At 36.3% G+C, this 26,848-nt stretch carries 15 protein-coding genes; 10 read left to right on the top strand and 5 right to left on the bottom strand.

Going from position 1 to position 26,848, the window contains the following annotated elements; genetic code table 11:
- The first annotated feature begins 2 nt into the window (after positions 1 to 2).
- The 3 genes from MKY71_RS03160 (at position 3) to MKY71_RS03170 (ending at position 4,681) form a co-directional block, all read left to right on the top strand.
- Complete coding sequence (locus MKY71_RS03160; RefSeq protein ID WP_340731568.1) at positions 3 to 1,514, top strand: hypothetical protein; 1,512 nt, start codon at positions 3 to 5, stop codon at positions 1,512 to 1,514.
- Between the two features lie 179 nt (positions 1,515 to 1,693).
- Positions 1,694 to 2,968 (top strand): glucose-6-phosphate isomerase, encoded by a 1,275-nt coding sequence (locus tag MKY71_RS03165; protein WP_340731569.1) that lies wholly within the window; start codon positions 1,694 to 1,696, stop codon positions 2,966 to 2,968.
- Positions 2,969 to 4,681, top strand: coding sequence for a phospho-sugar mutase (locus MKY71_RS03170; protein WP_445683732.1), 1,713 nt, complete (start codon positions 2,969 to 2,971; stop codon positions 4,679 to 4,681).
- Positions 4,682 to 4,728: 47 nt separating this feature from the next.
- On the opposite strand, the gene MKY71_RS03175 is transcribed toward MKY71_RS03170, so the two are convergent.
- From MKY71_RS03175 to MKY71_RS03190, 4 genes are all read right to left on the bottom strand, one after another.
- Entirely contained in the window at positions 4,729 to 5,115 is a 387-nt protein-coding gene (locus MKY71_RS03175; RefSeq protein WP_340731571.1) for a hypothetical protein, read from the bottom strand.
- 158 nt (positions 5,116 to 5,273) lie between these two features.
- Positions 5,274 to 6,821 (bottom strand): IS66 family transposase, encoded by a 1,548-nt coding sequence (tnpC, locus tag MKY71_RS03180; RefSeq protein WP_340731572.1) that lies wholly within the window; start codon positions 6,819 to 6,821, stop codon positions 5,274 to 5,276.
- A 64-nt stretch (positions 6,822 to 6,885) separates the two neighbouring features.
- Complete coding sequence (gene tnpB, locus MKY71_RS03185; RefSeq protein ID WP_340731573.1) at positions 6,886 to 7,239, bottom strand: IS66 family insertion sequence element accessory protein TnpB; 354 nt, start codon at positions 7,237 to 7,239, stop codon at positions 6,886 to 6,888.
- Positions 7,236 to 7,430: a hypothetical protein gene (locus tag MKY71_RS03190; protein ID WP_340731574.1), complete on the bottom strand. Its 195-nt coding sequence runs from the start codon at positions 7,428 to 7,430 to the stop codon at positions 7,236 to 7,238. The genes tnpB and MKY71_RS03190 overlap by 4 nt, the downstream gene beginning before the upstream one ends.
- 262 nt (positions 7,431 to 7,692) lie before the next feature.
- Here MKY71_RS03190 and MKY71_RS03195 point away from each other — a divergent pair, with 262 nt between their 5' ends.
- The 5 genes from MKY71_RS03195 to MKY71_RS03215 all read left to right on the top strand — a co-directional run bounded on the left by MKY71_RS03195 (position 7,693) and on the right by MKY71_RS03215 (position 19,918).
- Positions 7,693 to 11,196 carry an S-layer homology domain-containing protein gene (locus MKY71_RS03195; RefSeq protein ID WP_340731575.1) on the top strand — a complete coding sequence of 1,168 codons (3,504 nt, stop codon included), beginning with the start codon at positions 7,693 to 7,695 and terminating at the stop codon, positions 11,194 to 11,196.
- 320 nt (positions 11,197 to 11,516) lie between these two features.
- On the top strand, positions 11,517 to 13,388 hold the full coding sequence (locus MKY71_RS03200; RefSeq protein ID WP_340731576.1) for an S-layer homology domain-containing protein: 1,872 nt from the start codon (positions 11,517 to 11,519) through the stop codon (positions 13,386 to 13,388).
- A gap of 30 nt (positions 13,389 to 13,418) precedes the next feature.
- Positions 13,419 to 16,793 (top strand): DUF4073 domain-containing protein, encoded by a 3,375-nt coding sequence (locus MKY71_RS03205; protein WP_340731577.1) that lies wholly within the window; start codon positions 13,419 to 13,421, stop codon positions 16,791 to 16,793.
- A gap of 236 nt (positions 16,794 to 17,029) precedes the next feature.
- A complete protein-coding gene (locus MKY71_RS03210) occupies positions 17,030 to 17,323 on the top strand; it encodes a JAB domain-containing protein (RefSeq protein ID WP_340731578.1) in 294 nt (97 codons plus the stop codon).
- A 594-nt stretch (positions 17,324 to 17,917) separates the two neighbouring features.
- The gene (locus MKY71_RS03215) at positions 17,918 to 19,918 is read left to right on the top strand and encodes a S8 family serine peptidase (RefSeq protein ID WP_340731579.1); all 2,001 of its coding nucleotides are present in this window, start codon (positions 17,918 to 17,920) and stop codon (positions 19,916 to 19,918) included.
- 127 nt (positions 19,919 to 20,045) lie between these two features.
- On the opposite strand, the gene MKY71_RS03220 is transcribed toward MKY71_RS03215, so the two are convergent.
- Positions 20,046 to 20,936, bottom strand: a complete 891-nt coding sequence (locus MKY71_RS03220) for a sulfurtransferase (protein ID WP_340733608.1) — start codon at positions 20,934 to 20,936, stop codon at positions 20,046 to 20,048.
- Between the two features lie 265 nt (positions 20,937 to 21,201).
- Here MKY71_RS03220 and MKY71_RS03225 point away from each other — a divergent pair, with 265 nt between their 5' ends.
- On the top strand, positions 21,202 to 23,082 hold the full coding sequence (locus tag MKY71_RS03225) for an S-layer homology domain-containing protein (protein WP_340731580.1): 1,881 nt from the start codon (positions 21,202 to 21,204) through the stop codon (positions 23,080 to 23,082).
- A gap of 48 nt (positions 23,083 to 23,130) precedes the next feature.
- Entirely contained in the window at positions 23,131 to 26,658 is a 3,528-nt protein-coding gene (locus MKY71_RS03230) for a chitobiase/beta-hexosaminidase C-terminal domain-containing protein (protein WP_340731581.1), read from the top strand.
- The last annotated feature ends 190 nt before the right edge of the window (positions 26,659 to 26,848 follow it).

Genomic DNA, 26,848 nt, shown 5'->3' on the forward strand with positions numbered 1-26,848 from the left:
TTATGAGATCAAAAAAAACATTTCTTAATTTAATTGTAAACATACTGTCTGTTCCTGTAACAGCTTTACTAGGTTTGTGGTTAACAAGACTTACAATAATATATTATGGTTCAGATATTAACGGTTTGAATGCCTTAATTACTCAAATTATTGCTATTATTTTAATATTAGAAGCTGGTATAGGTGTGGCGATTAATTCCAAGCTTTACAAACCCTATATGAATAATGACTCAAATGCTATGAATGCTATTTTAACTGTTGGGAAAAAGGCATTTGAAGTCATTGCAATTGTTTTTTCGATGCTGGCATTTATAATTGCTTTAATTTTGCCTGGTTTATTGGAGACGTCGGTTAATATTCAAACAATTTTTATTTTGTTTATTTTAGCATTTTTACCAACTTCAATTTACTTGTTTTTTTCTTTAAAATACAAGCCTATATATGATGTTTCTCAAAGCGAATATATATTTTCTCTTATTACGGTATCAATGAACATCATAGGGCAGTTAGTGGCTATATTATTCATTTATTTAGAGAGTAGCATCGAAGTGGTTCGATTTTGGATAATGTTCTTTTTAATAATGCGTAGTGTATTTATATATATAATTTCAAGAAAAAGGTATAAGGAATTTAAATTTGACAGTAAGCAAAAAAACTATGAGTTTTTAAAAGATATGCCATCAGTTATAAGTTTAAAAATAACTACCCTAATATATAGTACGTCTCCTATTCTATATATATCATTTATATTCGGAACGTTAATGACAAGTGTATATAGTGTTTATAATATGATTTTTACAGTTTTGAAGTCGCTTGCTTATGCAGTTGTTAATGCACCTTTTAATGCTTTTGGCCAGCTGTTAGCGGATGATGAATTGATAGATAACACTCGCGAGAAATTCATGTCTTACCAGTTATTGGTGATAATGTTTATATCAATTATATTGATTACATGTATGCTGGTTATTATTCCTTTTGTAGAGATTTATACAAATGGTGTAACTGATGTAAATTATTTAGACTATAGATTAGCAATGTTATTAAGTATAATAACTTATTTAGAAATTGTTCATATACCAAGTGGAATAATGATGCAAGTAACTGGGGCGTTTAAAGAAAATAAAAGAATACAAAACATTTCTACGGTCGTTTTAGTTGTAGGGATGGTTGGATTTTCTTTAATATACGGATTATATGGTATTATGTTTGCTTTAATTATTTGTAATCTTATTTTAGGTTATTTAGAAATCAAATATGCCCATAAAGTTATCTTTAAAACTAATTTATTTACAATTTATATTATGATTTTTTTAAATCTATTTATAGCAGGTATGCTTGTAAAAATATTAAGTACATATATATCCATCAATGGATATATTGAATTTTTAGTGACATCTTTTATATTGGTGGTTATTAATAGTCTTACTATTTATATTGTAAATTTTATTGTATTTAAAAAATATTTAAACATATTAAATGGTCTGGTGATTAATAAATTAAAATTGAAAAAATAGTATTTAAAATATTAAGTAATTGATTTAGTTCAGAGGTAAGTAGTTAAACTCCCCTACCCATAGTAATTAGTAAGTCTAATAGTATTAAAGAATCCCACTTGAAACTTTCTTACTTGTTTTTTTTTTTAATACTATGTCATAATAAAATTATCTATATATACCAAAATTGGAGATGAATTATGCTAAATGAAATAGTAAAAACTACGTTATTAAATTGCTCATTGAATGAAATTGACATTTTAAATTATAAAAATAAAGTTCAGTATATTCATAAAGTATTACCTCAATTTAAATTTATAGGTTGGATAGATTCGCCTCTATATAATCATAATGAGCTATTAATGGAAATTGAGCATGTAGCCTCAGAAATCCGTGCTTGCGCAAATGTACTAGTTGTAGTGGGTGTAGGGGGATCCTTTTTAGGTGCTCGTGCAATCCAAGAAGCACTGAAGCCGTATTTTGGTTTAGCTGAGCATGGAATTGAAGTTGTATATGTTGGTCTGAATATGAGCGGGGCGTACATAAAAGAACTTTTATCATATCTGGATAAAAAGCAAGTTTATGTTAATGTCATTTCAAAATCGGGTGGTACAATGGAGCCAGCTCTTGCTTTTCGAGTAATGCGTCTTTATATGGAAGAACGCTATGGAGATAAAGCAAAAGAACGTATTATCGTAACAACGGATGCGGAAAAAGGTGTTTTAAAAGGTATAGCTGATAAAGCAGGCTACCGTCAATTTGTTATTCCTTCAAATATTGGAGGTCGCTATTCTGTATTAACACCTGTGGGGTTATTACCTGCGGCAGTGGCAGGGGTAGATATTCGCGCTTTAATGGCTGGTGCTAAACAAGCAGCAGAAGAACTTTCTGAATCGGATTTAGCTAATAACGACGCATATAAATATGCCGTGATGCGTCATATGTTATATGAGCAAGGTTATTCGATTGAACTGCTCGCTTCATTTGAGCCTGGCTTAAATAAATTCCATGAATGGTGGAAACAACTATTTGGTGAAAGTGAAGGGAAGGCAAAGAAAGGCTTATATCCTTCAACAGTTAATTTTTCAACGGATTTACACTCAATCGGTCAATTTATTCAAGAGGGAAGCCCGATTATGTTTGAAACTCTATTGCATTTCCATGACATTAAAGGCGACCTGCAAGTACCATTCGATGAACGCAATGAAGATGGCTTAAATTATTTATCTCATCGCACTTTTAATGAGATTAATGCGATTTCGAAGCAAGGTACTGCACTAGCTCATGCAGAGGGGGGCGTACCTGTTATTCAACTTGAATTACCGAAACTTGATGAATATCATTTAGGCTATTTAATTTACTTCTTCATGAAAGCCTGCGCGATGAGTGCATGCCTATTAGAAGTGAATCCGTTCGATCAACCAGGGGTAGAAGCATATAAACGGAAAATGCTAGAGCTTTTAAAGGAGAAATAAATGATGAGTGTAGAATTAATTAAACATTGGCAACAACAACAACTTCCCATTTATTTGGCTGATGAATTAGTGCAACTAATGACAGATGAAAAGGCAATTGAAGACGGTTTCTATCAATACTTAACATTTGGTACAGGTGGGATGCGTGGTATCCTTGGTGCAGGTACAAACCGTATGAACATCTATACAATCCGACGTGTTACGGAAGGCTTGGCACGCTATATTTCTTCAAATGGAGAAGAAGCGAAAAAACGTGGTGTTGCTATTGCTTACGACACTCGTCATTTTTCATATGAATTTGCGTTGGAGACAGCTCGTGTATTAGGAGCACATAATATTACTGCATATGTTTATAAAGAGGCGCGTCCAACACCACAGTTATCTTATACAGTACGTGAGTTAAATGCTTTTGCAGGTGTTGTCATTACAGCCAGTCATAATCCTAAGCAATACAATGGCTTCAAAGTATATGGTGAGGACGGGGCGCAGCTTGTGCCGACTGGGGCAAATGCAATTATCGAGCATATGAATCAAATTAGTGATATTTTTGAGATTGAAGTTGCAGATGTTACCGAGCTTGAACAACAATGCTTGTTACAGTGGATTTTGGAAGATCTCGATGAAAAGTTCATGAACAGGCTATTAACTTTAAAAAATAATAATGCAATTGATTATAATATGAAACTTGTTTACACACCTTTACATGGAGCAGGGCTTATTCCAGTAGTAGAAGGATTAAAGCAATTCGGATTTAATGAAGTGCATGTTGTTGAAGAACAAGCTGTACAAGATGGCGCTTTCCCTACTGTTGTATATCCAAATCCTGAAGAAGCTGCAGCCTTTTCTATGGCAATCGAGTTAGGTAACGAAGTAGGAGCGGACATCTTGCTGGCAACAGATCCTGATGCTGATCGTTTAGGGGTTGCTGTACGTAAAGGAAATTCATATGAACTTCTTACAGGTAATCAACTTGGTGCACTTTTATTAAATTATATTTTGTATACAAAGCAAGAGAATGGTTCACTCCCATCTGATGGAGCTATGCTAAAAACTATTGTTACATCAGAGCTAGGAACTGCTATTGCTACTCATTACGGAGTTACAACTGTCAATACTTTAACTGGTTTTAAGTATATAGCTGAAAAAATTGCGGAGTTTGAAATGACGAAAGCACATACTTATTTGTTCGGGTATGAAGAAAGTTACGGCTATTTGATTGAGACATTCGCCCGGGATAAAGATGCGGTTCAAGTAGCTTTAAAAGTAGCTGAAATGGCTGCCTATTATTCGACGAAAGAAAAAACATTGCTTGATGCTTTGGAAGAGTTGTACGGTAAGTATGGCTATTACAAGGAAGCACTTGTGTCCAAAACATTTGAAGGAAAAGACGGCCAAGAGCAGATGAAGGTAATTTTGAATAACTACCGGTTAAATACGCCTAAAGAAATCGCAGGAATAGCAGTTGTACGTGTTGAGGATTACTTGACAGGGATTGCAACATTACACGAAGGCACTACAGAGCCAATTTTGTTGCCGAAAGAAAATGTATTAAAGTTTGTGCTAGAGGACAATTCGTGGATTGCCATTCGCCCTTCAGGTACAGAACCGAAATGTAAGTTTTATTTTGGCGTTGTAAGGGATACAGAAGAAAAGGCTAATGAGATTCTTGCTCGACTAAAAGAAGATATTTTATCAAAACAGGTACTAAGTTAAAATAATTTTATAAGGCATAGCTTCTAACTAATAGCTATGCCTTTTACTTATTTTAATTTCCTAAATATAAATCTACCGATTAATTTAATGAGGATGAGTATAAGCAAGAACATTAAAAATCCCCAAAGTCCATATAATATATCCGCAAACTCCATATTCCCCGCACCTGTTAATTTTTGTTGTATTTCAATAACAAAAGATACCACTATAATTATTGAAAAAGTATAAATGAAAGAAAGTACGGATACCCCGAATTTAACTAAACTTTTAAAAATCACATCTATTAAAATAAATAAAATAATACCAATAATTCCTATGAAGAAAAAATGAATCATTTTATCATTAACAGTGAAGCCGAATTTTGAAACTGCCACTACAATTAAGTCATGAATCATATTCATGAATAATGTAAGTCCACTTAATAATTCTTCCATTCTATATCCCCCTCATTATTTATATTTATTAATTTTAATCAATATTTATGGAATATCCTAGAATGTTAATAATGTAAGCCCGAAATATAGAAAATAGCGCACCTTTATGGTACGCACGACGAATGGCCAGCTAGCTGAAATTTTTTTCGGCTAGCTGGCTATTTTGCACATGTGGCTTGAATATTTTCTGACCATGGCAGGTAGTTATGTAAAATTTCAGGTTGCTGATGAATCGGTAAATTTGGCAAATCAGTTAGTAGCTTGACCAGGTATTGATAAAAATCGATGCCATTTGCTTTGGCCGTTTCAGCTAGACTTAAACAGATGGCATTTGCTTGCGCACCTGCCTCGCTAACAGAGAAAAGCCAATTTTTACGACCAATGACATTCGGACGAATCGCATTTTCAGCTGGGTTATTATCAATAGCTACATTACCATCATCAATAAACACCCTTAATGCGGCTTTTCGACTTAACGTGTATTCAGCTGCTTTCGCAATGGCATTTTTACCGAAGAAAGGTGAGCGATCAATCCATTCGAAAAATTCATCGACAATCGGTTTTGCTTCTTGTTGTCGAATTTGGACACGTTCCTCTAGTGAAAGATGTTTGATTTTACGCTCAATATGAAATAACCGGTCACAATATTGCACACCGATTTGTCCATTCTTGCTCTCAGCTTTTAACCAATAGCGGCGTACATGCGCCCAACAGTTAGCGAATTGAACATCTGGTAATTGCCCATAAGCCGAATAACCATCGCATATGACAGTCCCTTTAAACCCTCTGATAAAATCTTCTAAAATAGCACGCCCACGAGAAAGCGCACTTTTAAAGAGAACGATTATAGGTCCATCACTTTGAACACTACGTGCTACCCAGTTATAGGCGTTGGATTGCGCTGGCTTTCCATCGGAACGCTTAAGTATTTGTGAATAGGTTTCATCGAGATGAAGTACTGATTTTGCTGTTAACAGTTGCTTCATCAAATCATATAGCGGTTGAAGCCAATCTTCTGCTACACGAATGACCCAGTTGGATAAATTTTTATCGTTGGTGTGAAGGCCATGACGTTCCCATTCATTTACCTGACGGTAAAGAGGCAAATACTGAATAAACTTATCGTAGATAAGCTTGGCCAAAACCGTAGGACCGGCAATACTTCTTTGAATCGCGCCTTGTGGTGCTTTCCCACGTTTAATTTGCGCTTTTTGTAGTGAATCTTTTTTACATGTTTTGCACTCATAGATATGTTCAAAATGCTGTACACGTTTCATTGTAGCTGGAATAAATTTCGCTTCTTCACGTACTAACATCGAACTGAATTCCACCATTTCTCCTTGGCAACAGTCACAAGTTACGTTGGCTGGATGATGATGAATGGCTTCGATTTCAATATCTTCACGAAACGAATCATTTCGCTTTTTATTTTTCTTTTTACGTGTAACCGAATAACTAATAGTTTCGGTGCTTTGTTCGCCTGTCTGCTCAGGTTCGTTAAAAGACGGGTCGTCTTCAAATAAGGAAACTTGTCCATCGGGCGCTTGATACTTCGATTTTTCTGATTTAGAGCCATATAAGGCTTTTGTTAATTGACGAACTTGTTCAGTTAAAGCTTCTATTTGTCGATTAGATTGAGCCAATTGTTGCTCAAGTAATCGAATAATACGTTCGTTTTGTTCTTCTTGCTTTTGATCAACAGGCATCAAATCATTCACCACATTCCGTTCGATTTATATGTGGTTAATTATACCATTTATAATAGTGCCATTAAAAGCTCCCTTTTGCAGATTTTGCAATGGCCTTTGGTTGTTGTAATGACAATCCCTCCAATAGCCAACGGAGTTCCTGCTGTGAAAGATTACGTACTTCATTTTCATCTTTAGGCCATTGAAGCTTCCCATTATCTAATCTTTTATAAAGCATGGCGAAGCCATCTCCATCAAAATATAAGCACTTATAGCGATCTTTGCTCCATCCAGAAAAAAGAAAAATCGAATCGCTGTAAGGATCTAATTCAAAAGAATCTTGAATCAGTGTTGCTAGGCCATCTATCCCTTTGCGCATGTCAGTCTTGCCACAAATAATATAGATGTTTTGCACACTCGTAAAATCATGTCTCACCGACTTTTCAGCTCCTTCATAATGGTTTGGATGATGCACTCATCTACGCCATTGAAGAAGAGAATTTCAGTTTCAGCGGTTTTAATGATACAACTTGGTGCAGCTGTATCTTGAGTGGAATGAAACGTAGTAGGTTCAGTTGGGAGGGGATCGAGTTTAACTGGTACGATGGTTAATTTATTTGTAGGCATAGAAATGGCACCTCCTTTGATTGATACGTCTATCGTACCGGAGGCGCCTGATGTTTTATATGCGTTATTTGATTACGGGCTTACTTAATAATAACTATATTTTACTGTTATATATCATATTACCTTTTAATATTGAAATTTTTGGATGTGAATATTCATTTTTCCTTATAATTAAAAATGGGTTTATAGGCATAATTTTTCATTAATTTAACTGCTTATAATCTATTCCATTACTCTCAAAAAGAAAAGGAGAAATAGGTAAATGAATAAGAAAAAGTATTTCAATGCCACACTTGCAGCAGTGCTTGCAACTTCGGGTGTTGCAGTAATAGCTCCAGCAGCTGTAGAGGCCAGTTTTAAAGATTTAAAGAAGACTGATTATTTTTACAATGATATCTTAAATCTGCAACAACGCGGAATAATTCAGGGTTTTGCAGATGGTACTTTTCGACCGAATGCAGAGGTAACACGTGGTCAAGCTGCAAAAATATTAGCGGGTGCTTTAGGATTAGATACAGTAAATGTAACAGACCCAGGCTTTAATGATATTCCGAAAAATCATCAATATTACGGTGCGATTGCAGCTTTAGCAAATGCAGGTATTATTAGTGGTTTTGAAGATAATACATTCCGACAAGGTGAACCAATTTTACGGAACCATATGGCAAAAATGATTGCCAATGGCTTTAAGTTAGCAACAATAGAAGGTAATGCACCGTTTACGGATGTTCGTAAAGATTATGCACAATATATTGCAGCATTATATGATAACAAAGTTACCACAGGCAAAACAACTACTACATTTGATGGTGCATCTAATGTAACGCGCGGCCAATTAGCAACTTTTGTTGTACGCGCTGAAAACGTACAGGTTTCAGAAGAATTAATATTTACAATTGATGAAGTAACAGGAAATACTATCAAAACTTCAACAGGCGAGTTAAAAGCGGCTTCAGTAACACAAGCGATTTTCACCGAAGCAAATGCAACTGCTTTAAAAGGTGCACAATTAACGGCAATAGTAAAAAATAATGAGATAGTAGAAGTAAAGTCTTTATCAATTGAAGCAGCTAGTTCAGAAGAAGCTCCTGTAATATTAGATTTGGGACAAGTTATCATTACAGGTGATGTCATAATAAACAGCACATCTGTTAAAATTTCAAATGCTGTCATTCAAGGAAAATTAGTAATTGATTCAATCAAAGCTTCACCAGTAGCATCTTTAAGTGCAATTGCAGCCAATAGCACAAAAGGTTCTACAATTACGTTAAATCAGGTTACTACTCAAACAATTGAAGTGAAACGTAATGATACAACGATATCTGGTACAGCAACTGTGGATACATTGACAGTGGCAAAAGCAGGTGAAGTTTCAATTGAAATTTCAGGTGATATTAAAGTTTTAAATATCCTCGAAAAAGATTCAATCATTACTTTAGGCTCGGATACGAAAATTGATAAACTTATATTGCCAGTAGGTTTTAATGCAGTTGATATTATTAAAAACTATGACTCGGTTAAATCAAATATCGCTAAAATTGTAACAGCTGATGGCAAAGCAGTCGAAGCACCGACAACATCAGGGGCTAATACTGTTTATATTCCAAGTAATCCATCATCAAATAGTAATCGCGTAGAACAAATTACAGGCTCTACAATTGCTGCTGCAGGTACATATGGCCCTTCAACAGGTAAACAAATAATTACTGGTGATCTATTCATTAATACAGCCAATGTAAATCTTCAAAACGTTACAATTAACGGTAATCTAATTTTAGGTGAAGGTATCGGTGAGGGAGATGTTCATTTAAATGGTGTTAATGTAACGGGTCAAACGATTGTAAAAGGTGGCGGTAAAAACAGTATCTACTTTACCGACTCAGTATTAGCGACAGTAATCGTAAATAAAAATACAGGTGCTGTACGTATTGTTGCACAAGGTAGCACACAAGTATATGAAGTACAGTTAGAAACACCAACTTTAGTAGTTGAGCAAAACTTGAGTGAGGGTTCTTCTGGCTTTGAAGACATTACCGTTTCCGAAGCCATGCAGACAGCTGGCGAAGGTTTTCAGGTAGAGTTAACTGGAGTATTTGAAACAATTAACTCACGTGCGACAAATGTTCGGATTAATTTGAGTGAACAAACTGATATCCGAACTTTAGTATTAAATGCAGCAGCACAAGTATTAGGTACGGGTATTATTCAACAAGCTCACATTAACTCAGAAGGTTCTACACTATCTCAACGCCCGCAAAACTTAGTATTAGACATTGATAATGGATACAATTCGGTAAATGTCGGCGGTGAAACAGTTACGGAAAGCTACTCGGACCCAAATGCCACAGCCACATTGACTGCAATTAACGCATCTCAGAATGCTATTGCATTACAATTAACAAATTTTATCGCAGGTTTAACGATTTCTGATTTCGAAGTAAAAGCATTCATTGATGGCAATGAAGTAGAATTACAAAATTTACAATATGATGCAAACAAACAGCGTATTACATATACACCGCTTAAAGTAGATGCGAATGCTGGAAAGACAGTTCAAGTGAAAGTAACTTCGAAAAATGCGAAAGTGACAGGAACAGAAGTAGCTTCTTCATACGAGGTGAAAACAGGTTTTGCAGGTCGCATTACAGATATTCAATATGTGGGTATTCCAAACTTAACGATTAAATTCCGTACAGGATCGGGGACTACACAAGGTGACGTAGTAGCTACTGCAACAACTGATGCATACGGATACTACTCAGTAAATTTACCGGCAGGAGTATATACAGGCGAATTCTCAGCTCCTGGTTATGTAACATCCTATATGATTGCAAATGCTTCAACAGATATATTTTTAACAGACCAACATGAAACAGCAATCCGCGCAGCCGCTTCTCAAGAGATTAAAATCATGCTTTCTTGGGACAAGGATCCAAGTGACTTGGATTCACATTTAGAGGGACCATCAGTAGATGACGAGAAATTCCACATTTTTTATGGAGAGAAACGTACAACATCAAATGGTATCATTTATGCGGATTTAGATTGGGATGACGTAGATTCTTACGGTCCGGAAACGACAACAATTCGTAAATTATTGGATGGGGAATACCGATTCTATGTACATCATTACTCTGGTAGTAATACATTACGTTCTTCTGGAGCGAAAGTTCAAGTATTCTTAGGAAATGCAACAGCTCCGGCACATATTTTCGAAGTACCTGAAGGTGAAGGGACAGAGATTTACTGGAACGTATTTGATTTAGTAGTAACGAATAATGGTGAAAAAGTTGAAGTGCGTCCAGTTAATATTTTATCAGAGCCTCGTGAGCCGTATGATGAAAATGAGGAAAATGAAGACCCGGAAGAAAACACAGATGAACCGGGTGGGGAAAATGAAAATCCAGATGAAAACGTAGGTAACACAGACGAAGGTACTGGATCAACAGAAACTACTACAAATGATACTGCGGGTGTAATTGCAACTACTGCTGATACAGTAAATATTGCTTTTACAAACACAGAAGTTACACAATTAACGACAATTGATTCAATTGAATTAATTACTGGTACAACTGCAGATTCAGTAACTGTTACAAGTGAAGACAGCATTGCTGTAACAACTTCTCCAGATGGGAAATTGAGTATCACATTCAATAAAACAAGATTTGCAGATTTAGTTGAAACAGACATTATAAAAGTAACTATCCGTTTCCGTGATGAAAATGGTGAGGTGAAAGAGCTTGAAGTAAATATTAATCAATAAAAATGGAAACTGCGTGAACCTACACTTTAGGTTCACGCAGTTTTTTATGTATGAAAAGTATGGTATAGAAACTTATTACAAGCTAATGTTGTGCAGAATATTGAATTCAAATCTTAGTTTCCTTATTGTTACTGATAAAAAAGATGTGTTTTCTCTTGTGTTGTTCTTATCTTATAGCATAACGGTGAATATTGTCCTACTAAAAATATTTTAAAAACCAATTTTATGGAAATGGGAGAAATATTAAGGTATAATGAATTATATTCACTATTGGTGAAATATTACTATTTTTTTAGGAAATGGGAGGTATTTATTTAGGTATGAAGAAAAAACAACAATCAAAGTTCTTGAAAGCTACAACAGCAGCAGCGGTTGCAGCTTCAGTTGTAGCAGTTGCTGCCCCAATCGCACCTGAAGCAAGCACATTTAAGGATGTACCATCGTCACATCAATTCTTTGATGCAATTAAAAGTTTAAGTGACCGTGGCATTATTAATGGTTATCAAGATGGTACATTTAAACCGGGACAAAACTTGACACGTGGTCAAGCAGCAAAAATTATTGCTGGTGTACTAGGTTTAGACACTACTAATGTAATCAATCCCAACTTCAAAGATATTCCAACCACTCACCAATATTACGGAGCGATCGCTGCATTGAAACAAGCAGGCATTATCGATGGCTATGAAGATGGTACTTTCCGCCAGGGAGCAAACATTCAACGTAATCACGTAGCAAAAATTATTGCAAACGCATTAAATTTAAAATCTAAAAATGCTGATGTATTACCTTTCACAGATGTACGTGCAGATTATAAAGAAGCAATCACTGCCTTATATGAAAATAATGTGACAACTGGAAAAACAGCTTCTAAATTTGACGGTTCTTCAAATGTAACACGTGGACAAATGGCAGCATTTATTACACGTGCGGAAGCTGTAGTTAAAACAACTCCAGAAACGTCTAAAAGTGTAACTTTCAAACTAGATGATTACACAACAGCCAGTATTGTGGTGGATGGAACAACTTATTCATACGATGATTCTGTAAAATCAATCTTTACAGAAGATAATAAAGAAGCATTAAGTGGCGCTTCTATTGTCGCTACAGTGACAAATGGTGTTGTTACATACGTTAATTCACTGACGTTAAATAATGAGGGGACAACTGATCAAGGAGTAGTATTCAATTCGAACGCAACAATTGATGCATTAACAATCAATGCAGATTTTGTAACAGTTTCTGGATTAACAGTAACAGGTAACGCAACAGTAACAACAAATGTTGGAAACTCAGTCGAGTTAGACGGCACTACAGTTAATGGAGATTTAATCATAGATGACGCAATTTTTGGGAAAGTCGCTTCATTAGATAACAAGTTTGCCAATGATGAGAAAAAAGGTCCGAAAGTGAAGCTGAGAGGTTCTAAAGCTGGAAAAGTTCATGTGAAGCGTAATGATACTGCTATCGAATCAGACTCTGTAGTTACTGAAATTACAGTTGCTGCAACAGTTTCATTAATTAATTTAGATGGTACGGTTACAAAAGTTACAGTAGAATCTACAACTAATCTTGAACTAAAAGGAAATGCAAATATTGGTCAAGTATTATTAACGACAGCAGTGGAACTTGCCTTGCAAATCAAAGGTATTGTAGAAACGTTAGCGGTTTCAAATCCAGCAGCAAAAATTACAGTTGGAACAGATTTGAAAATCAATGAATTAACTGTTCCAGTTGGTACAACAGTAGCAGGAATTGTTTCAAACTATGCAGCGATAGCATCACAAATTGTAAATGTTATTGTTGGAACGCCGAGTACTGGAACGCCAGGAACAGGCGGAGTTACACCAAATCCAACCCCAACAGAAGATAATGGGAACTGGAACCCAGTAACGCCTCCAGTAATTAATCCGGAACCGATACCGGAGCCGAAACCAGATCCAGAAGTATCAAAAGACGTTTTATTTAAAGACTTAAATAGTTCTAAAACACAAGGTACAGGATTGGGGACGGATGTAAACTCTTTCTTAATTACAGATCTTGAAGGTGCAACGAATTCAAATACTATTAAAATTGAATTAAGTGATGGTACGCAATATGAGTTCAAGCAAAGTAGTGTAAATGAAGACCGTTATTTAGTTGAATTACCAACAGGTGTAGATTTAAGTTCGTCAAAAATTATAATTGAATAAACTTTAAAATAAGAAGAGGTGAATTAACTCATGAAGAAAAATTTATATAAAGTCTTAGCTAGTACAAGTATAGTAGCGGTAGCTAGTGTAGCTTCAATTAATCCAGTATCATTTGCAGCTGAAACAACGGCAGATATTGATAGCGTTATAATTACAAAAAGCGGTATAAATTATGAAGTTTCTAAAACAAATTATATAGAAGCATTGGCAGAAGATTGGGTTCAAGCTTCAGATGTATCATATGTTGGAATAGGAAATAAATATTACGAACGAAAATTATATGTAGATTATATTGCTGAATCAGATAATAAAGATACAGCAATTCAACAAGCAATTGCTGAATTGTTAAACAATCCAGATAAAGCAATCGACATAACACCGATAAAAGCAAAAATAGGTAAAAATGGTGTTGAGGCCGTAGAACCTGAAATAGAAGTGAACCCAACAGAGGAATTAAGAATACATGCATTTAAAGGGGATTACGTTTTAGAGGAAGAGTTTGATTTTGAAATTCTTAGTTTTACTAATACAGAGGGCGAAATAATTACAGTAGAGAAAGAAGATATTAAAATCACCGGTTTTGATAGTAGTCAATACCAATTGAATCAAGAGGTAACTATAACTGTAAATAGTTGGAGTGAAACAATATTAATAAATGTTCTTCCACCTGCTCCGAATAATCTAATTGTAGATGATAATTTGGACACTATTTTTGGGTTGAATAATACAATGGAATATAAAACGGAAGGTAGTGACAAATGGATTGAATTCGATGGAAGTAATCCACCGAATTTAGCTGGTAACAACGTAATACTTGTTAGATATTCTGCAACAACTGAACAACCCTATAGTCACTCTAAATATTTGAACTTTACTGAAAGTTATTTCCTGTTAGAAGATGTTGTTAAGAATGGTGAGCCTACAAATACGCTTACTTTTGTATGGAATGTTAATCAGCTTAATGAATCAACTTTTAATACTCTAAAAGCCAAAAGTATGAATGAATTGTTTGCAATAAATCAAGACATCTTAAATGTATTCGGTAATGAAGATATTAAAATAATTAATTTAGAATGGGATAATAGTGGAGATGAGCTGAAATCAACATTTACCTTGGCAAAACCTATTAATATGAAAGAAACTCTAGGGGTAAGTTTCCAACTTGAAGGACTGGAAGAGCTAGATTATTGGGTAGGATATCAGTATATTGCATTATATAAAGCAAGTGATTCAGAATTATTCGAGTTACTTCAAAAGGAAATTGTTTCTGAAGAAATAAGCTCGAAAGGCAACATTACAGAAATTTTGAAATACATGAGCTCGGACCGAAATTTAATTACTGACTATAATATAAATTTTGAAAGCAACTATATTGCAGAGTTATCACCTTCTCTAACAGATCTTGTTGACTTACAAAGCATCATTGATAGAGTTAATATAGAATTGAAGAATGATGGTGAGCAAACTGAACCTACACAAAAAGAATTAGATGAAGCAGATATTGATGCGATAAAAGTGGAGCTTGAGAAATTAATAATTGGAAATGTAACAACAACTGATACAGCCTTACCAATAGTAGCAGATACAAAAGGAACAAAAATTGACTGGTCTATAACAGGTGAATCTGGCAATCCGATTCCCAATGTAAGTATATCGGGTGGTAAAGTTATAGTTGACAATAGTGAAGCGGCAGTACAATTGACAGAAGCAAAACTGGTTGCTAAGATTTCAAAAGGTTTAGCTACACCAGAGACAGTAACATTTACATTTAATATTAATGTGGACAAAACTGCAGAAACTTACACAGTAACATTTGATGTAGAAGGTGAAGCAATAGCCACAACAGACACAGCCGGCGTAACTTTCCCAGTAAACCCAACAAAAGTAGGATACACATTTAAAGAATGGAACACAAAAGCAGATGGAAAAGGTGAAGTGGTAACAGCAGCAACATTATTCTCTGCAGATACAACAGTATATGCGATCTTTATAAGTGACCTTATTACGCCAACAGCACCAACAGTAACAGCTGATGATGAGGCGAATACAATCACTGGTTTAGCTGAAGGAATGGAATATTCAACAGATAATGGTGCAAGTTGGACAGTAGTTGATCCATCAAACTTACCAATATTTGAGGGAGCTCAAACAGTACAAATCCGTGTCGCGGCAGTAGATGGAGTGAGCTACGCAAGCCCTGTAACAACAGTTGAGTTCACAACGAACTTAACAATAAAAGAAGTATCGTCTATCACTGAATTAACAGATGCATTAGCAGATGAGAAAATCAAAACGATTACTCTAGCTAACGACATAGAAACAACAGAAGAAATCGTAATAGACCGTGCGGTCACTATCAATGGTAATGGTTATAAAGTGACAATGACGGGGAATGATGAAGGCTGGCAAGGAGACTATGTGTTCCATGTTTACAAGGCAACAGGAGTAACAATTAGCAACGTAGTTCTAACAGGAGCAGATGGAGCCTTATTAGTTAACGGATCAGAAGTAAAATTAACAGGTAGTATCGATGTAAATGGAAATGAGTTTGGTGGAATTGAAGTATCAAAAGGTCAAAACGTAACTTCCACTCCATCACTTGATGTGACTGAAGCAACTTTATCCAATCAAGGTGAAGTATACGGCTTACCAACGATTTGGGAAGATAAAATCACTGGTACAGTAACAGCGACAGCTGATCAATTAACATCAACGAGTACAGTGAAAGACAATCAAGTGCAGTACTACTTAACAGCAGCTAATTCAGAAAATCCAGTGGTCGAAGAAGTATCGTCTATCACTGAATTAACAGATGCATTAGCAGATGAGAAAATCAAAACGATTACTCTAGCTAACGACATAGAAACAACAGAAGAAATCGTAGTAGACCGTGCGGTCACTATCAATGGTAATGGTTATAAAGTGACAATGACGGGGAATGATGAAGGCTGGCAAGGAGACTATGTGTTCCATGTTTACAAGGCAACAGGAGTAACAATTAGCAACGTAGTTCTAACAGGAGCAGATGGAGCCTTATTAGTTAACGGATCAGAAGTAAAATTAACAGGTAGTATCGATGTAAATGGAAATGAGTTTGGTGGAATTGAAGTATCAAAAGGTCAAAACGTAACTTCCACTCCATCACTTGATGTGACTGAAGCAACTTTATCCAATCAAGGTGAAGTATACGGCTTACCAACGATTTGGGAAGATAAAATCACTGGTACAGTAACAGCAGCAGCTGGTCAATTAACATCAACGAGTACAGTGAAAGACAATCAAGTGCAATACTACTTAACAGCAGCTAATTCAGAAAATCCAGATAGCGTAGCGTTTGCGGCAGCGGATACTTTAAATATGGGTGAAACTTTTGTAATAGAGAATGGTCTTGTTAAATTTATCTAACGAGTAATAGTTCAACTCGCAAAGGAGTAATTATTATAAAACTGCGTTCGGATGGACTTAAAAACAGTGTTAACTGATTCAATTCCGTTTAACACTCAATCTCTTTGTATTTTTAACACCGAATCTCAACCAACATTTCAACCATATATTATATTCATAGAATAGTTATTCTAACTCACTCTGCTCTAATTCCTTTCGAGGGATTAGGGCTATTTTTATTTTAGGAGGAATGTGAAATGAGAAAGTATGATTACACCGTACAGTTACCGTTGCCATTTGTTGATGTTGTGAAGGAGGAGAAACAGGAGCCAGCGAAGCGAGTGAGTATTGTGAATATGAAGTTAGTGAGGGAGAAAACGATTATGTACAAGAACCGTCGTATTCGCTCTCCACATGATGCGTATCTATTAATGAAAGAGTTTTTAGGTGATATGGATCGTGAGCACTTTGTAGTCCTATGTATGGATACGAAGAATCAGCCAATTTGCATTCAGACGGTTCATATTGGCAGCCTTAACGCTAGCATCTAGCATAGTTCATCCTTGAGAAGTGCTGAAACTAGCAATACTTTCTAATTTTGCTTGCATAATTTGTTTTCATAATCATCAAGCAATTATAGCAGACTAAGTCCAGAGGACATTGCAGTAACGAAAAGAATAGTAGATGAAGTTGAAATCATAGGCCATTAGTTGTTTCCTGCCAGAGATTGCAATTTCATTCTCTTACTCTTTGGAGAAAAGGGTGCCGCTAAATCTACAATACGATGAGAATGATCATGCAGGAACTCATATCTTTGCCAGCATCTAAATTTAATTTAGCAATTGTTCTATCAAACAACGAAATGCAGGCTTTGATAAAACGGATACTCTGTATGCTGAAAAGAGTGATATGTTTGGAGAAGTGCATAAGTAATTTTATTAAATATTTATACAAAAAACGCAAAAGTTTCTACGAATTCTCTTCACGTACTGCTCATATTTTGTAATCTCGCTAACTCTATAACCATCATACTACTCCCACAATTTCCTCCAGAATATTATCGTGAAAATCCAAATTTCATAATTATTCTATTAAAATATATGATATGTTTTGTATAGTAAAAATGAAATATATGGAGTGAAACAATGAGAAAGATACTATTAATAGGAATACTGTCTGTAGGGATACTTATCTTTAATTTTTCTACCTTAGCTGAAGCCTCTCTAGCAAAATCAGAAGAAAGCGTTATTGTAAAATATCCTTCAGAAACCAGCAAACAAATAATCATTCAACAAGCTGATGCTGTCATAGAAGAGTTTGAACATTTACCAATGGTGGCTGTAAAAATTTCAAATGAACGGTTAAAAAATCTTGAAAATGAAGGGCATATCGAGTTTTATGAAGAGAATCAACAATTCACCCTTCAAAATCAATTTAAAGTAGCAAATTTTTCTTCCGCTGAATTAGAACGGTGGAATTTGAAGGCTATGGATGTGCAAAATGGATGGAGTCATGGCTATACAGGTAAAGGGGTTAAGATAGCTATTATTGATTCGGGGGTGGCGAACCATTCGGACCTGACGATTGCTGGTGGCAAATCATTTGTAGGGGAAAGCTATGATGATGACCATGGCCATGGAACCCATGTTGCAGGAATTATTGCAGGAAAGCATAATGGAGTTGGTGTAGCGGGAGTTGCCCCAGATGCTGAAGTTTATGCAGTAAAGGCAATAAAGAGTGATGGGGTTGGTGATGTTCGGGTTGTGTTACAGGCAATAGACTGGGCGATCGATAATCATATGGACATCGTTAATTTGAGCTTTGGAGATTTGGAATATGCGAAATCCTTGCATGAAGGGATTAAAAAGGCATCTGAACATGGTTTACTGATCGGTGCAGCGAGTGGCAATGAAGGAAATGACAACGGGACGGGTAATACAATTAATTATCCGGCACGTCATGAGGAAGTAATATCAGTTGCGGCAATTAATCGTTATTTCAAGCGTTCTTCATTTAGCGGAACGGGTGACACGAATGATTTTGCAGCGCCGGGAGAAGAAATTTACAGTACATATTTGAACGGACAATATGCTACATACAATGGTACTTCGATGGCGACACCACATATAACGGGAATGCTAGCATTGTTAATGGAACAATATCCATATGCAACACCTACTGAATTGCGCGAAGGTTTGCGTTATATTGCAGAAGACTTAGGCGATGTAGGTTTAGATGCTTTGTACGGGTATGGGCTGCCTAAATTCAGACTTCCGAATGTACAAGTTGTAGAGGGACTTTTGAACAGTGGATTATCTGCTGAAGCTTTGAATAAAAAAATTGATTCAATGCCTGACTCGATTGAGAAACTAGCTTTAAAAAATGAACAAAATAAAGCAGAGCAAACGGTTATTAAAGAAATCGATCAATTATTAGGTACCTTTGAAAAAGAACCTACTGAACAACTTTGGAATGAATTACAAGCACTATTAGCGAAACTGGCTGCTGCTGATGTAAAAGTACAAAAGCAAAAAGAAGCAGATGCTGTTATTGAGAGACTACTTGAACCTGCAACAAATGCAGTAAGAACCTTTACTAAAAATAAAACAGTCTATAACTATAAAAAGGCAGAGGCAGAATTAACTAAATTACCTTCACTGAATAAGAAGAAGGATTTAGAAGAAACGCTAAATGAGGCACTAAAAGAGTTTGCGAAAAATGCAATTGACAGTTTAGCACAATTTGAAAAGAACCCTACCAAAAATCAATATAGTTATACGAACTTTTCAATTAATAGCTTACCAGATTCCAAAATTAAAACGGAGCTACTCGAAAAGATGGCAAAGCAAGTACAAGCTGCTGTAAAAACAGCAAAGACGAATATTGCAGCATATGAAAAAGTCCAAACACTGAAAAATTATAATAAAGCAGTAAAGGCTATTCAATCTGTATTTGATGAAAAACAGCGTGAACTGCTGGAAAAAAGAGTTCAGAAAACGGTTAATAATAATATAGCTAAAGCGAAAACACGTGTAGCCAATTATGAAAAGAAAAAAACAAAAGCTAACCGGAACTTAGCGATGAAATTAGTACAAGAACTGCCAAACGGAAAAGAAAAACAGCAGTTATTGAAAAGACTAAAATAAAGCTTTCATTCACTTAGATAGAGTAACCTACACTTAAAGCCCCAATTGTGCATTTGTGGTATATAGAACCAGCTATTTTGTACAAAAGGGGCTATTTTTATTAATAAATATTATAAATACGCATTACTTATCCAGTCACCAATGGACAGCTCTCATCAGCAGCCCACTCATTTAACGACCCATCATAAACTGCTACATTTTCCTGGCCTAATTTGTTCAACAACAATGCGTTCCATGTTGCAGCAATTCCGCCACCGCAATAAGTAATCACTTTTTTAGAAGGATCAAGCGCACCTAATTTTTCAAAGGTAGCGCGCAATGTGGCATCATCGTTCAGTAAACGTGTTTCCGGATTTAAATGTGATCCGAAAAAGGCGTGCTTGCTTCCTGGAATATGACCAGGGCGTGGGTATGTTATTGTTTCACCCCGGAAGTCTGCCTCTGACAAACTGTTGATCAATACAGTATTTTCATCACCTAAAGCTGCTTTTACCTCTTCTTTTGATACGATCAGATGCTCGCGGCGTTCTCCTGGAAATGGCGCAGGTTCATAGTTGGAGATTCCAGATTCTGTTGGACGACCATCAAGTTTCCACTTGCGGAATCCGCCATCGAGTACAGCTACATTATCAAAACCTTCATATTTTAATTGCCAGCGTAAACGTGCTGACCAGTCGGAAGCTAAAATATCAATATTTACTAAAGGGCCGCGGTCATAAATAACTACATAAGTTTCTTCGCTAATTCCTAAAGGTTCCACAGCTCTTAGAAATTGCTCTCTTGTTGCAATTGTAAATGGTGCCTTTCCTTCAGGGTTAGTGAAGTCTTTCAGTAAATCAGCGTAAGCGGCTCCGGGAATATGCTCTTCTTTATAAGCCTCAAAGCCGGACCATAGTTCTGGAAATCCTTCACCTTCAGGAATTTTTAAGAACGTTGATGCATCGATTAAGCGTAATTTCGGATCATCCAGTCGTGCCTCTAACCAGTCGCCATCCACTACATATGGAATATTTCTCATCATTATCAAGCTCCTTTGCGCCTATTAAAACTGAATTGTTTTTCATAAATATTACCTTATCACAAATTTTCAGTTAATTCTAACTAATGGATTTTTTTGTGCTCATAGATAATTATACTCAAAAAAACATTTTTAACATTAATTTACATAGTTTTTGGCATTAATCTGTTAGAATTATTTTGTTAATAGAAATATAGTGAGGAAAATTCTACTATATTCTCAATTAAAAGAATTACAAAATCGGAGTGGAGGTATTTTTATAATTATGAGTAAAAGGCAATCTTCGAAGTATTTCAAAGCAATAACAGCAATGGCAGTTGCTTCATCAGCAATTGTGGTAGTGGCACCTACCGCACCAGAAGCAAGTAGTTTTAATGATGTCAAAGCCTCTCATCAATTTTATGATGCAATTCAAAGTCTAAGTGAACGAGGTATTATTAACGGTTTCCAAGATGGTACTTTTAAACCAGGACAAAATTTGACGCGAGGACAAGCGGCAAAAATTATTGCGGGCGTCCTGCAGTTAGATACAAAGAATGTAAAGAATCCTAATTTTAAAGATATCCCTGCATCTCACCAGTATTACGGAGCGATTGCAGCCTTAAAACAGGCTGGGATTATCGATGGTTATGAAGATGGGACATTCCGCCAAGGCGCAAATATTCAGCGTAATCACGTTGCAAAAATTATTACCAATGCATTAAATTTAAAAACTGAAAATATAGATGCACTCCCTTTCATAGATGTGCGACCAGATTATAAAGAAGCAATTGCTGCTTTATTTGAAAACAAAGTTACAACGGGTAAGACTGCTACATTATTTGATGGATCTTCCAATGTAACACGTGGACAAATGGCCGCGTTTATCACACGCGCAGAAGCAGTAACAAATCAAAAGCCACAACCTGCTCAAAGTGTCACATTTAAAGTGGAAGATTATACAGCTTCAGGAATTGTTATAAACGGGTCTGCCTATTCATTCCATTCTTCAATATCTTCTATCTTTACTGAGAAAAATAAAATCGCTTTAACTGGTGCAGCAATTACAGCAACCGTTGAAGATGGCGTCTTGACTAAAATTGAAAATGTAATAATAAATAAATCCGGGACAGCTGAATCTCGTGTTGTATTTGATTCAACGGCGACAATCGGTTCATTAACAATTAACGCTGATTATGTTTCGGTAAAAAATTTATCGTTAACAGGTAATGCAACAGTCACTTCATCAGTAATGTCAGAAGTAGAATTTGAAGGTGCAAAAATCACGGGTGATTTAATTGTTGATAATCAGGTAGTGGGTTCAACCGCTTCTATCAATAATAAATTTGCTGATGATGGAAAAGCGGGACCTCAAATAAAAATGAAAAATTCTCATGCTGGAAAAATACATGTGAAGCGCAACGGTGTCTCGATTGAGTCAGACGCAGCAATTCATGAGATTACAGTAGCTGCAACAGTGACATTAATCAGTTTAGATGGGACTGTCACTAAAATTACCGTAGAATCATCAACAAAACTTGAAGTTCATGGTAATGCTAATATTGGTCAATTGCTGTTAACAACAGCGACGGAATTAGCATTAAAAGTTAAAGGAGTTATTACGACTTTAACAGTCAATAATTCTACTGCTCAAATTACGGTAGATACAGGATTAAAAATTAATGAATTATCAATTCCAGCAGGTTCAACAGCGACAAAAATCATTAAAAACTATAATACAATTGCTTCACAAATAGTTACGGTTATTATCGGGAATGTGCCAGGCACACCTACACCAAATCCAGGAGCACCAAACACGGGTGGTGGAATTGATACATCTAATCCGCCGGTAAATAACAATAAGCAAAATGTAAAGACGTTAAAAGAACTGAATGAAGCGTTAAAAACAGCTAAACAGGGAGAAACAATCAAATTATTGGCTTCGATAACGGGTGACATTATTTTGACGAGTCTTGTGAATCTTGATTTCAATGGCCATACATTAACAGGAAATCTGACAATCAATGATCCTACAGCAACGGGGACGTATTCACTTGCGCCAACTGGTGGAAGTGGGACGATTACAGGCAACCTCGTAATTAATGCGCCTAATGTAAATATCGATATTAATGGATTAACAGTAGAAGGCGAGACAGTAATAAATTAAAAGAAATTTTATACAGGACAAGCTAAAAAATAATAAGGAGCTAAAAAAATGAAAAATAGTGGATTCCATTTCGTTTCCAAAATCGCTTTGTCATTTTTACTTGTAATTTCGATGATTTTGCCTCACTTTGCGGTTGCGAAGGCAGAGACAACAGGTGCGATTGGGGTTGGAGAAGCGATCAGTCAGTTTAATCCTACTTCAGTTATACCTGGTGTAACAGTAGAGGGTTATATAGTAGGGTATGCAAAAAGTGAAACCTCATATGTAGTAGAGGCTGGTGATGATAATAACATCGCCATTGCGGATACGCCTGGTGAGACGGATGTAACGAAAATGCTATACATTCAATTAACAGCATCATACAGATCTGAATTTGGTTTAAAAACGAACCCTAGCAACCTTGGCAAAAAAGTGGTAATTACAGGTTCGCTAGAAAAGTACTTTAGTAACCATGCTGGTTTAAAATCACCAACTTTCATTCAGATTGTTGGGAATGATACACCCGATCCTGAAGAACCAACACAAGTAGCAACTGTAAAAGCTTCCCCAACGGCCGGAGAAGTTTATGAAGGAACAAAAGTAACTTTGTCAACGGCTACAAAAGATGCAACGATTTATTACACAACGGATGGTACTGAACCGACGACAGGAAGTATGGTTTATGATGCATCATCGGATATTGTTATCAATGAAGCAACAACGATTAAAGCATTTGCAACAGCAGCAGATTTGGACGATAGCGAAATTGCAACATTTGGCTACACAATCAAATCAGCGCCAACAGCCATCTCTATTGAAGAAGCACGCAATAAAGCTATCGGCGATGAAGTAATCGTTTCGGGTATTGTCACAGCAAAACTAGAAACAGCGACAGCACATATCCAGGACGAAACGGGTGCAGCGATTGCAATTTATCCAGCGGACAGTCTTACAGCAAAAGTTGGAGACCTTGTTACAGTTCAAGGGATAGTAGATGAATACAGCGGGCTTAAACAGTTAAAGAATATTTCTCTTGTTGGTACCCCAACAGCGGCGACTTTACCAGAGCCGCAAGTTATAACAAGTATTGGAATTGCAGAAGATAATGAATCGCGATTAGTAACTTTAAAAGATATAGCGATTACTGGTTCAGGGCAAAACTTTACGGGATCAGATGCAGCCGGTACATTTGCAATTTATGATAAATTAAGAGATTCAGGTTTGGTAAGTGGGAAAACGTACGGAGAAATTACAGGTATTGTTGGTCAGTTTACAAATCATCAGCTTCTTCCAATCCGTATTATTGAAGATACGACTAAAGTACAGGATATCCAAGCTTCATCTACAGGTGGTGTAACAGCGGGTACAAGTGTAACACTTTCTACAATTACTGAAGATGCAAAAATTTATTACACAGTGGATGGTTCACTACCAACTATAGCAAGTACAGAATATACGGAACCTATTACGATCAATGATCCGATGACGATTAAAGCTATTGGAGTTAAAGAAGGCTTAACTAGCAGCGCGGTTGCAACATTCGTTTATGAAATCATTAATCTGGAAAATGCGACGATCAGTGATATTCAAGGGGCAAGTCATACTTCGCCTTATGCAGGATTACAAGTGAATGATGTTGATGGAATTGTTACATTTGTAATTGATGGTTCGAATTTCATTATGCAGGAAAATACACCGTTTGATGGAGTTAAATCAACTGCGATTAAAGTGAACAAGTCTTCGCATGGTGTGATGGTAGGAGATGCAGTGAAAGTAACGGGTACTGTAAATGAGGCTGGTGGCAATACACGTTTGAAAGATACGCAGATTGCAGCCGTAACGGTTGAAAAAACAGGTACTGATGCTGTTCCTAAAACGCTTGCTATCGGGGAAGATTTATACCCGCCGAACAGAATTATCGATAATGACAGTTTCGGAACTTTTGACCCGCAAGAAGACGGAATCGATTTCTGGGAATCAATCGAATATATGCTTGTGTCATTCCCTGATGCAAGAGTAGTAGGACCGATGTATAACAATGATTCACCAATCGTCGTTCCTAATACAACAAACAATACATTTAACGATAATGGCGGTCTAAATATTGCTGCCGATGATTACAACCCGGAAAAAATTATGCTTGAAGGGGTATCAGCGAAAAACTATGAATCAGGCGATCGCTTTAATGATGCACTGATCGGTTTTGTGGAAAACTTCTCTGACGGCTACCGCCTGAATACGAATAAAGTATTCCCGGAAGTGACAAAGGCGAACATTCAGCAGGAAGTAACGCATCTTGAACCCGTAGCGGACAAGCTGAACTTTGCATCTTACAATATCGAAAACTTTTCGAATAACACGGATAATACATCCGATGAAAAAGCAGCGAAAATCGCTTCGACATTTGTGCACAATATGAAGTCACCGGATATTATTACTTTAGTGGAAGTACAGGATAATGACGGTCAAACAGATTCAGGAAATGCCGATGCAACAGAAAGTTACTTGCGATTAATTAACGCAATTACAGTAGCTGGCGGTCCTCAGTATGACTGGATTGATGTTACGCCGATTAATAATACTAGCGGTGGTGCACCAGGCGGAAATATCCGTGTAGGTTACTTATACAACCCGGAACGAGTTACGCTTGTTGAAGGGGCAAAAGGAACAGGTGATCAGGCGAATGCATGGACAGAAGAGGGCAGTCTTGCATTGAATCCAGGTTTTGTGAATCCTTCAAGATTTGAAGATACACGTAAACCGATTGCGGCAGAATTTGAATTCCAGGAAGAGCGAATTGTTGTTATTGGGGCCCATTTGAATTCTAAAGGTGGAGATGATTCATTATGGGGTCCAACACAGCCACCGGTTTTAGGATCTGAAAAAGAGCGTATTGAGCTTGCACAAGTAATCAACAACTTTATCGATGAAGGACTTGCCAAAGATCCGGACATCAACATTGTCGTAGCAGGTGATATGAATGACTTTGAATTTACACCGGCTCTTGAAGCATTAAAAGGTGATGTTTTAACGAATATGGTAGACAAGGCTCCTATGGAAGATCGTTTCAGCTACTACTTCCAAGGAAACAACCAAGTGCTGGATCATATTTTAGTTTCTAACAATCTTGCGGAAGTAACGGAGATCGATATGATTCATATTAATGCGAACTTTACTGAAGCGCAGGGCCGTGCATCAGACCACGATCCAGTATTAGTTCAAATTGATTTGAAGTCTGGTAAAGAAGAAACACCAGAGCCGATTATTCCGGAAAACGTATACAATTATAGTAACTATAAAACAGGTAAGCTTATTATGAACCGCCCAAGTATTTCCCTTACATTAGGTGAAAATACAACTATTAAAAACGGTATTGCGGTATTCAGTGAATATGCCGAATTCCACGGTACAGGGTTTGCAGACAAAACTGTAACGATCAGTCCGAAAAAAGGAAATGCGATTATTGATTTCACAGGAACAAAAATAGGTAAAATAATCATTGAAGGCAACAATGTAAAAGAAATACGTAATCTGCCATCCGATGCGAATATTACGTATACAAAAGGAGCATCACCAGAAACAATTGAATTTAAATAATAGATAATAACAAGTAGCATCACCAAATCAGGAAATTGACTTGGTGATGCTTTTTTACTGGCTCAATACATAAATTCCTAACAAGATTGTCATAAAAATATTGCATATGCTGAAAAGAATGCAGTCACGCTATGTTATAATACTAGCAATTATATTAAATCAAATATACCTGCCTATATTTGGACTAGGA

The sequence above is a fragment of the Solibacillus sp. FSL W7-1324 genome (assembly GCF_038008025.1).
In the GTDB taxonomy this organism is placed as follows: Bacteria; Bacillota; Bacilli; order Bacillales_A; family Planococcaceae; genus Solibacillus.

Coding starts and splice junctions, on each gene's coding strand:
- MKY71_RS03160 (WP_340731568.1), top strand. CDS start 3: ATGAGATCAAAAAAAACATTTCTTAATTTAATTGTAAACATACTGTCT.
- MKY71_RS03200 (WP_340731576.1), top strand. CDS start 11,517: ATGAAGAAAAAACAACAATCAAAGTTCTTGAAAGCTACAACAGCAGCA.
- MKY71_RS03175 (WP_340731571.1), bottom strand. CDS start 5,115: ATGGAAGAATTATTAAGTGGACTTACATTATTCATGAATATGATTCAT.
- MKY71_RS03195 (WP_340731575.1), top strand. CDS start 7,693: ATGAATAAGAAAAAGTATTTCAATGCCACACTTGCAGCAGTGCTTGCA.
- tnpC (WP_340731572.1), bottom strand. CDS start 6,821: ATGCCTGTTGATCAAAAGCAAGAAGAACAAAACGAACGTATTATTCGA.
- MKY71_RS03205 (WP_340731577.1), top strand. CDS start 13,419: ATGAAGAAAAATTTATATAAAGTCTTAGCTAGTACAAGTATAGTAGCG.
- MKY71_RS03165 (WP_340731569.1), top strand. CDS start 1,694: ATGCTAAATGAAATAGTAAAAACTACGTTATTAAATTGCTCATTGAAT.
- MKY71_RS03170 (WP_445683732.1), top strand. CDS start 2,969: ATGATGAGTGTAGAATTAATTAAACATTGGCAACAACAACAACTTCCC.
- MKY71_RS03225 (WP_340731580.1), top strand. CDS start 21,202: ATGAGTAAAAGGCAATCTTCGAAGTATTTCAAAGCAATAACAGCAATG.
- MKY71_RS03210 (WP_340731578.1), top strand. CDS start 17,030: ATGAGAAAGTATGATTACACCGTACAGTTACCGTTGCCATTTGTTGAT.
- MKY71_RS03230 (WP_340731581.1), top strand. CDS start 23,131: ATGAAAAATAGTGGATTCCATTTCGTTTCCAAAATCGCTTTGTCATTT.
- MKY71_RS03215 (WP_340731579.1), top strand. CDS start 17,918: ATGAGAAAGATACTATTAATAGGAATACTGTCTGTAGGGATACTTATC.
- MKY71_RS03190 (WP_340731574.1), bottom strand. CDS start 7,430: ATGCCTACAAATAAATTAACCATCGTACCAGTTAAACTCGATCCCCTC.
- MKY71_RS03220 (WP_340733608.1), bottom strand. CDS start 20,936: ATGAGAAATATTCCATATGTAGTGGATGGCGACTGGTTAGAGGCACGA.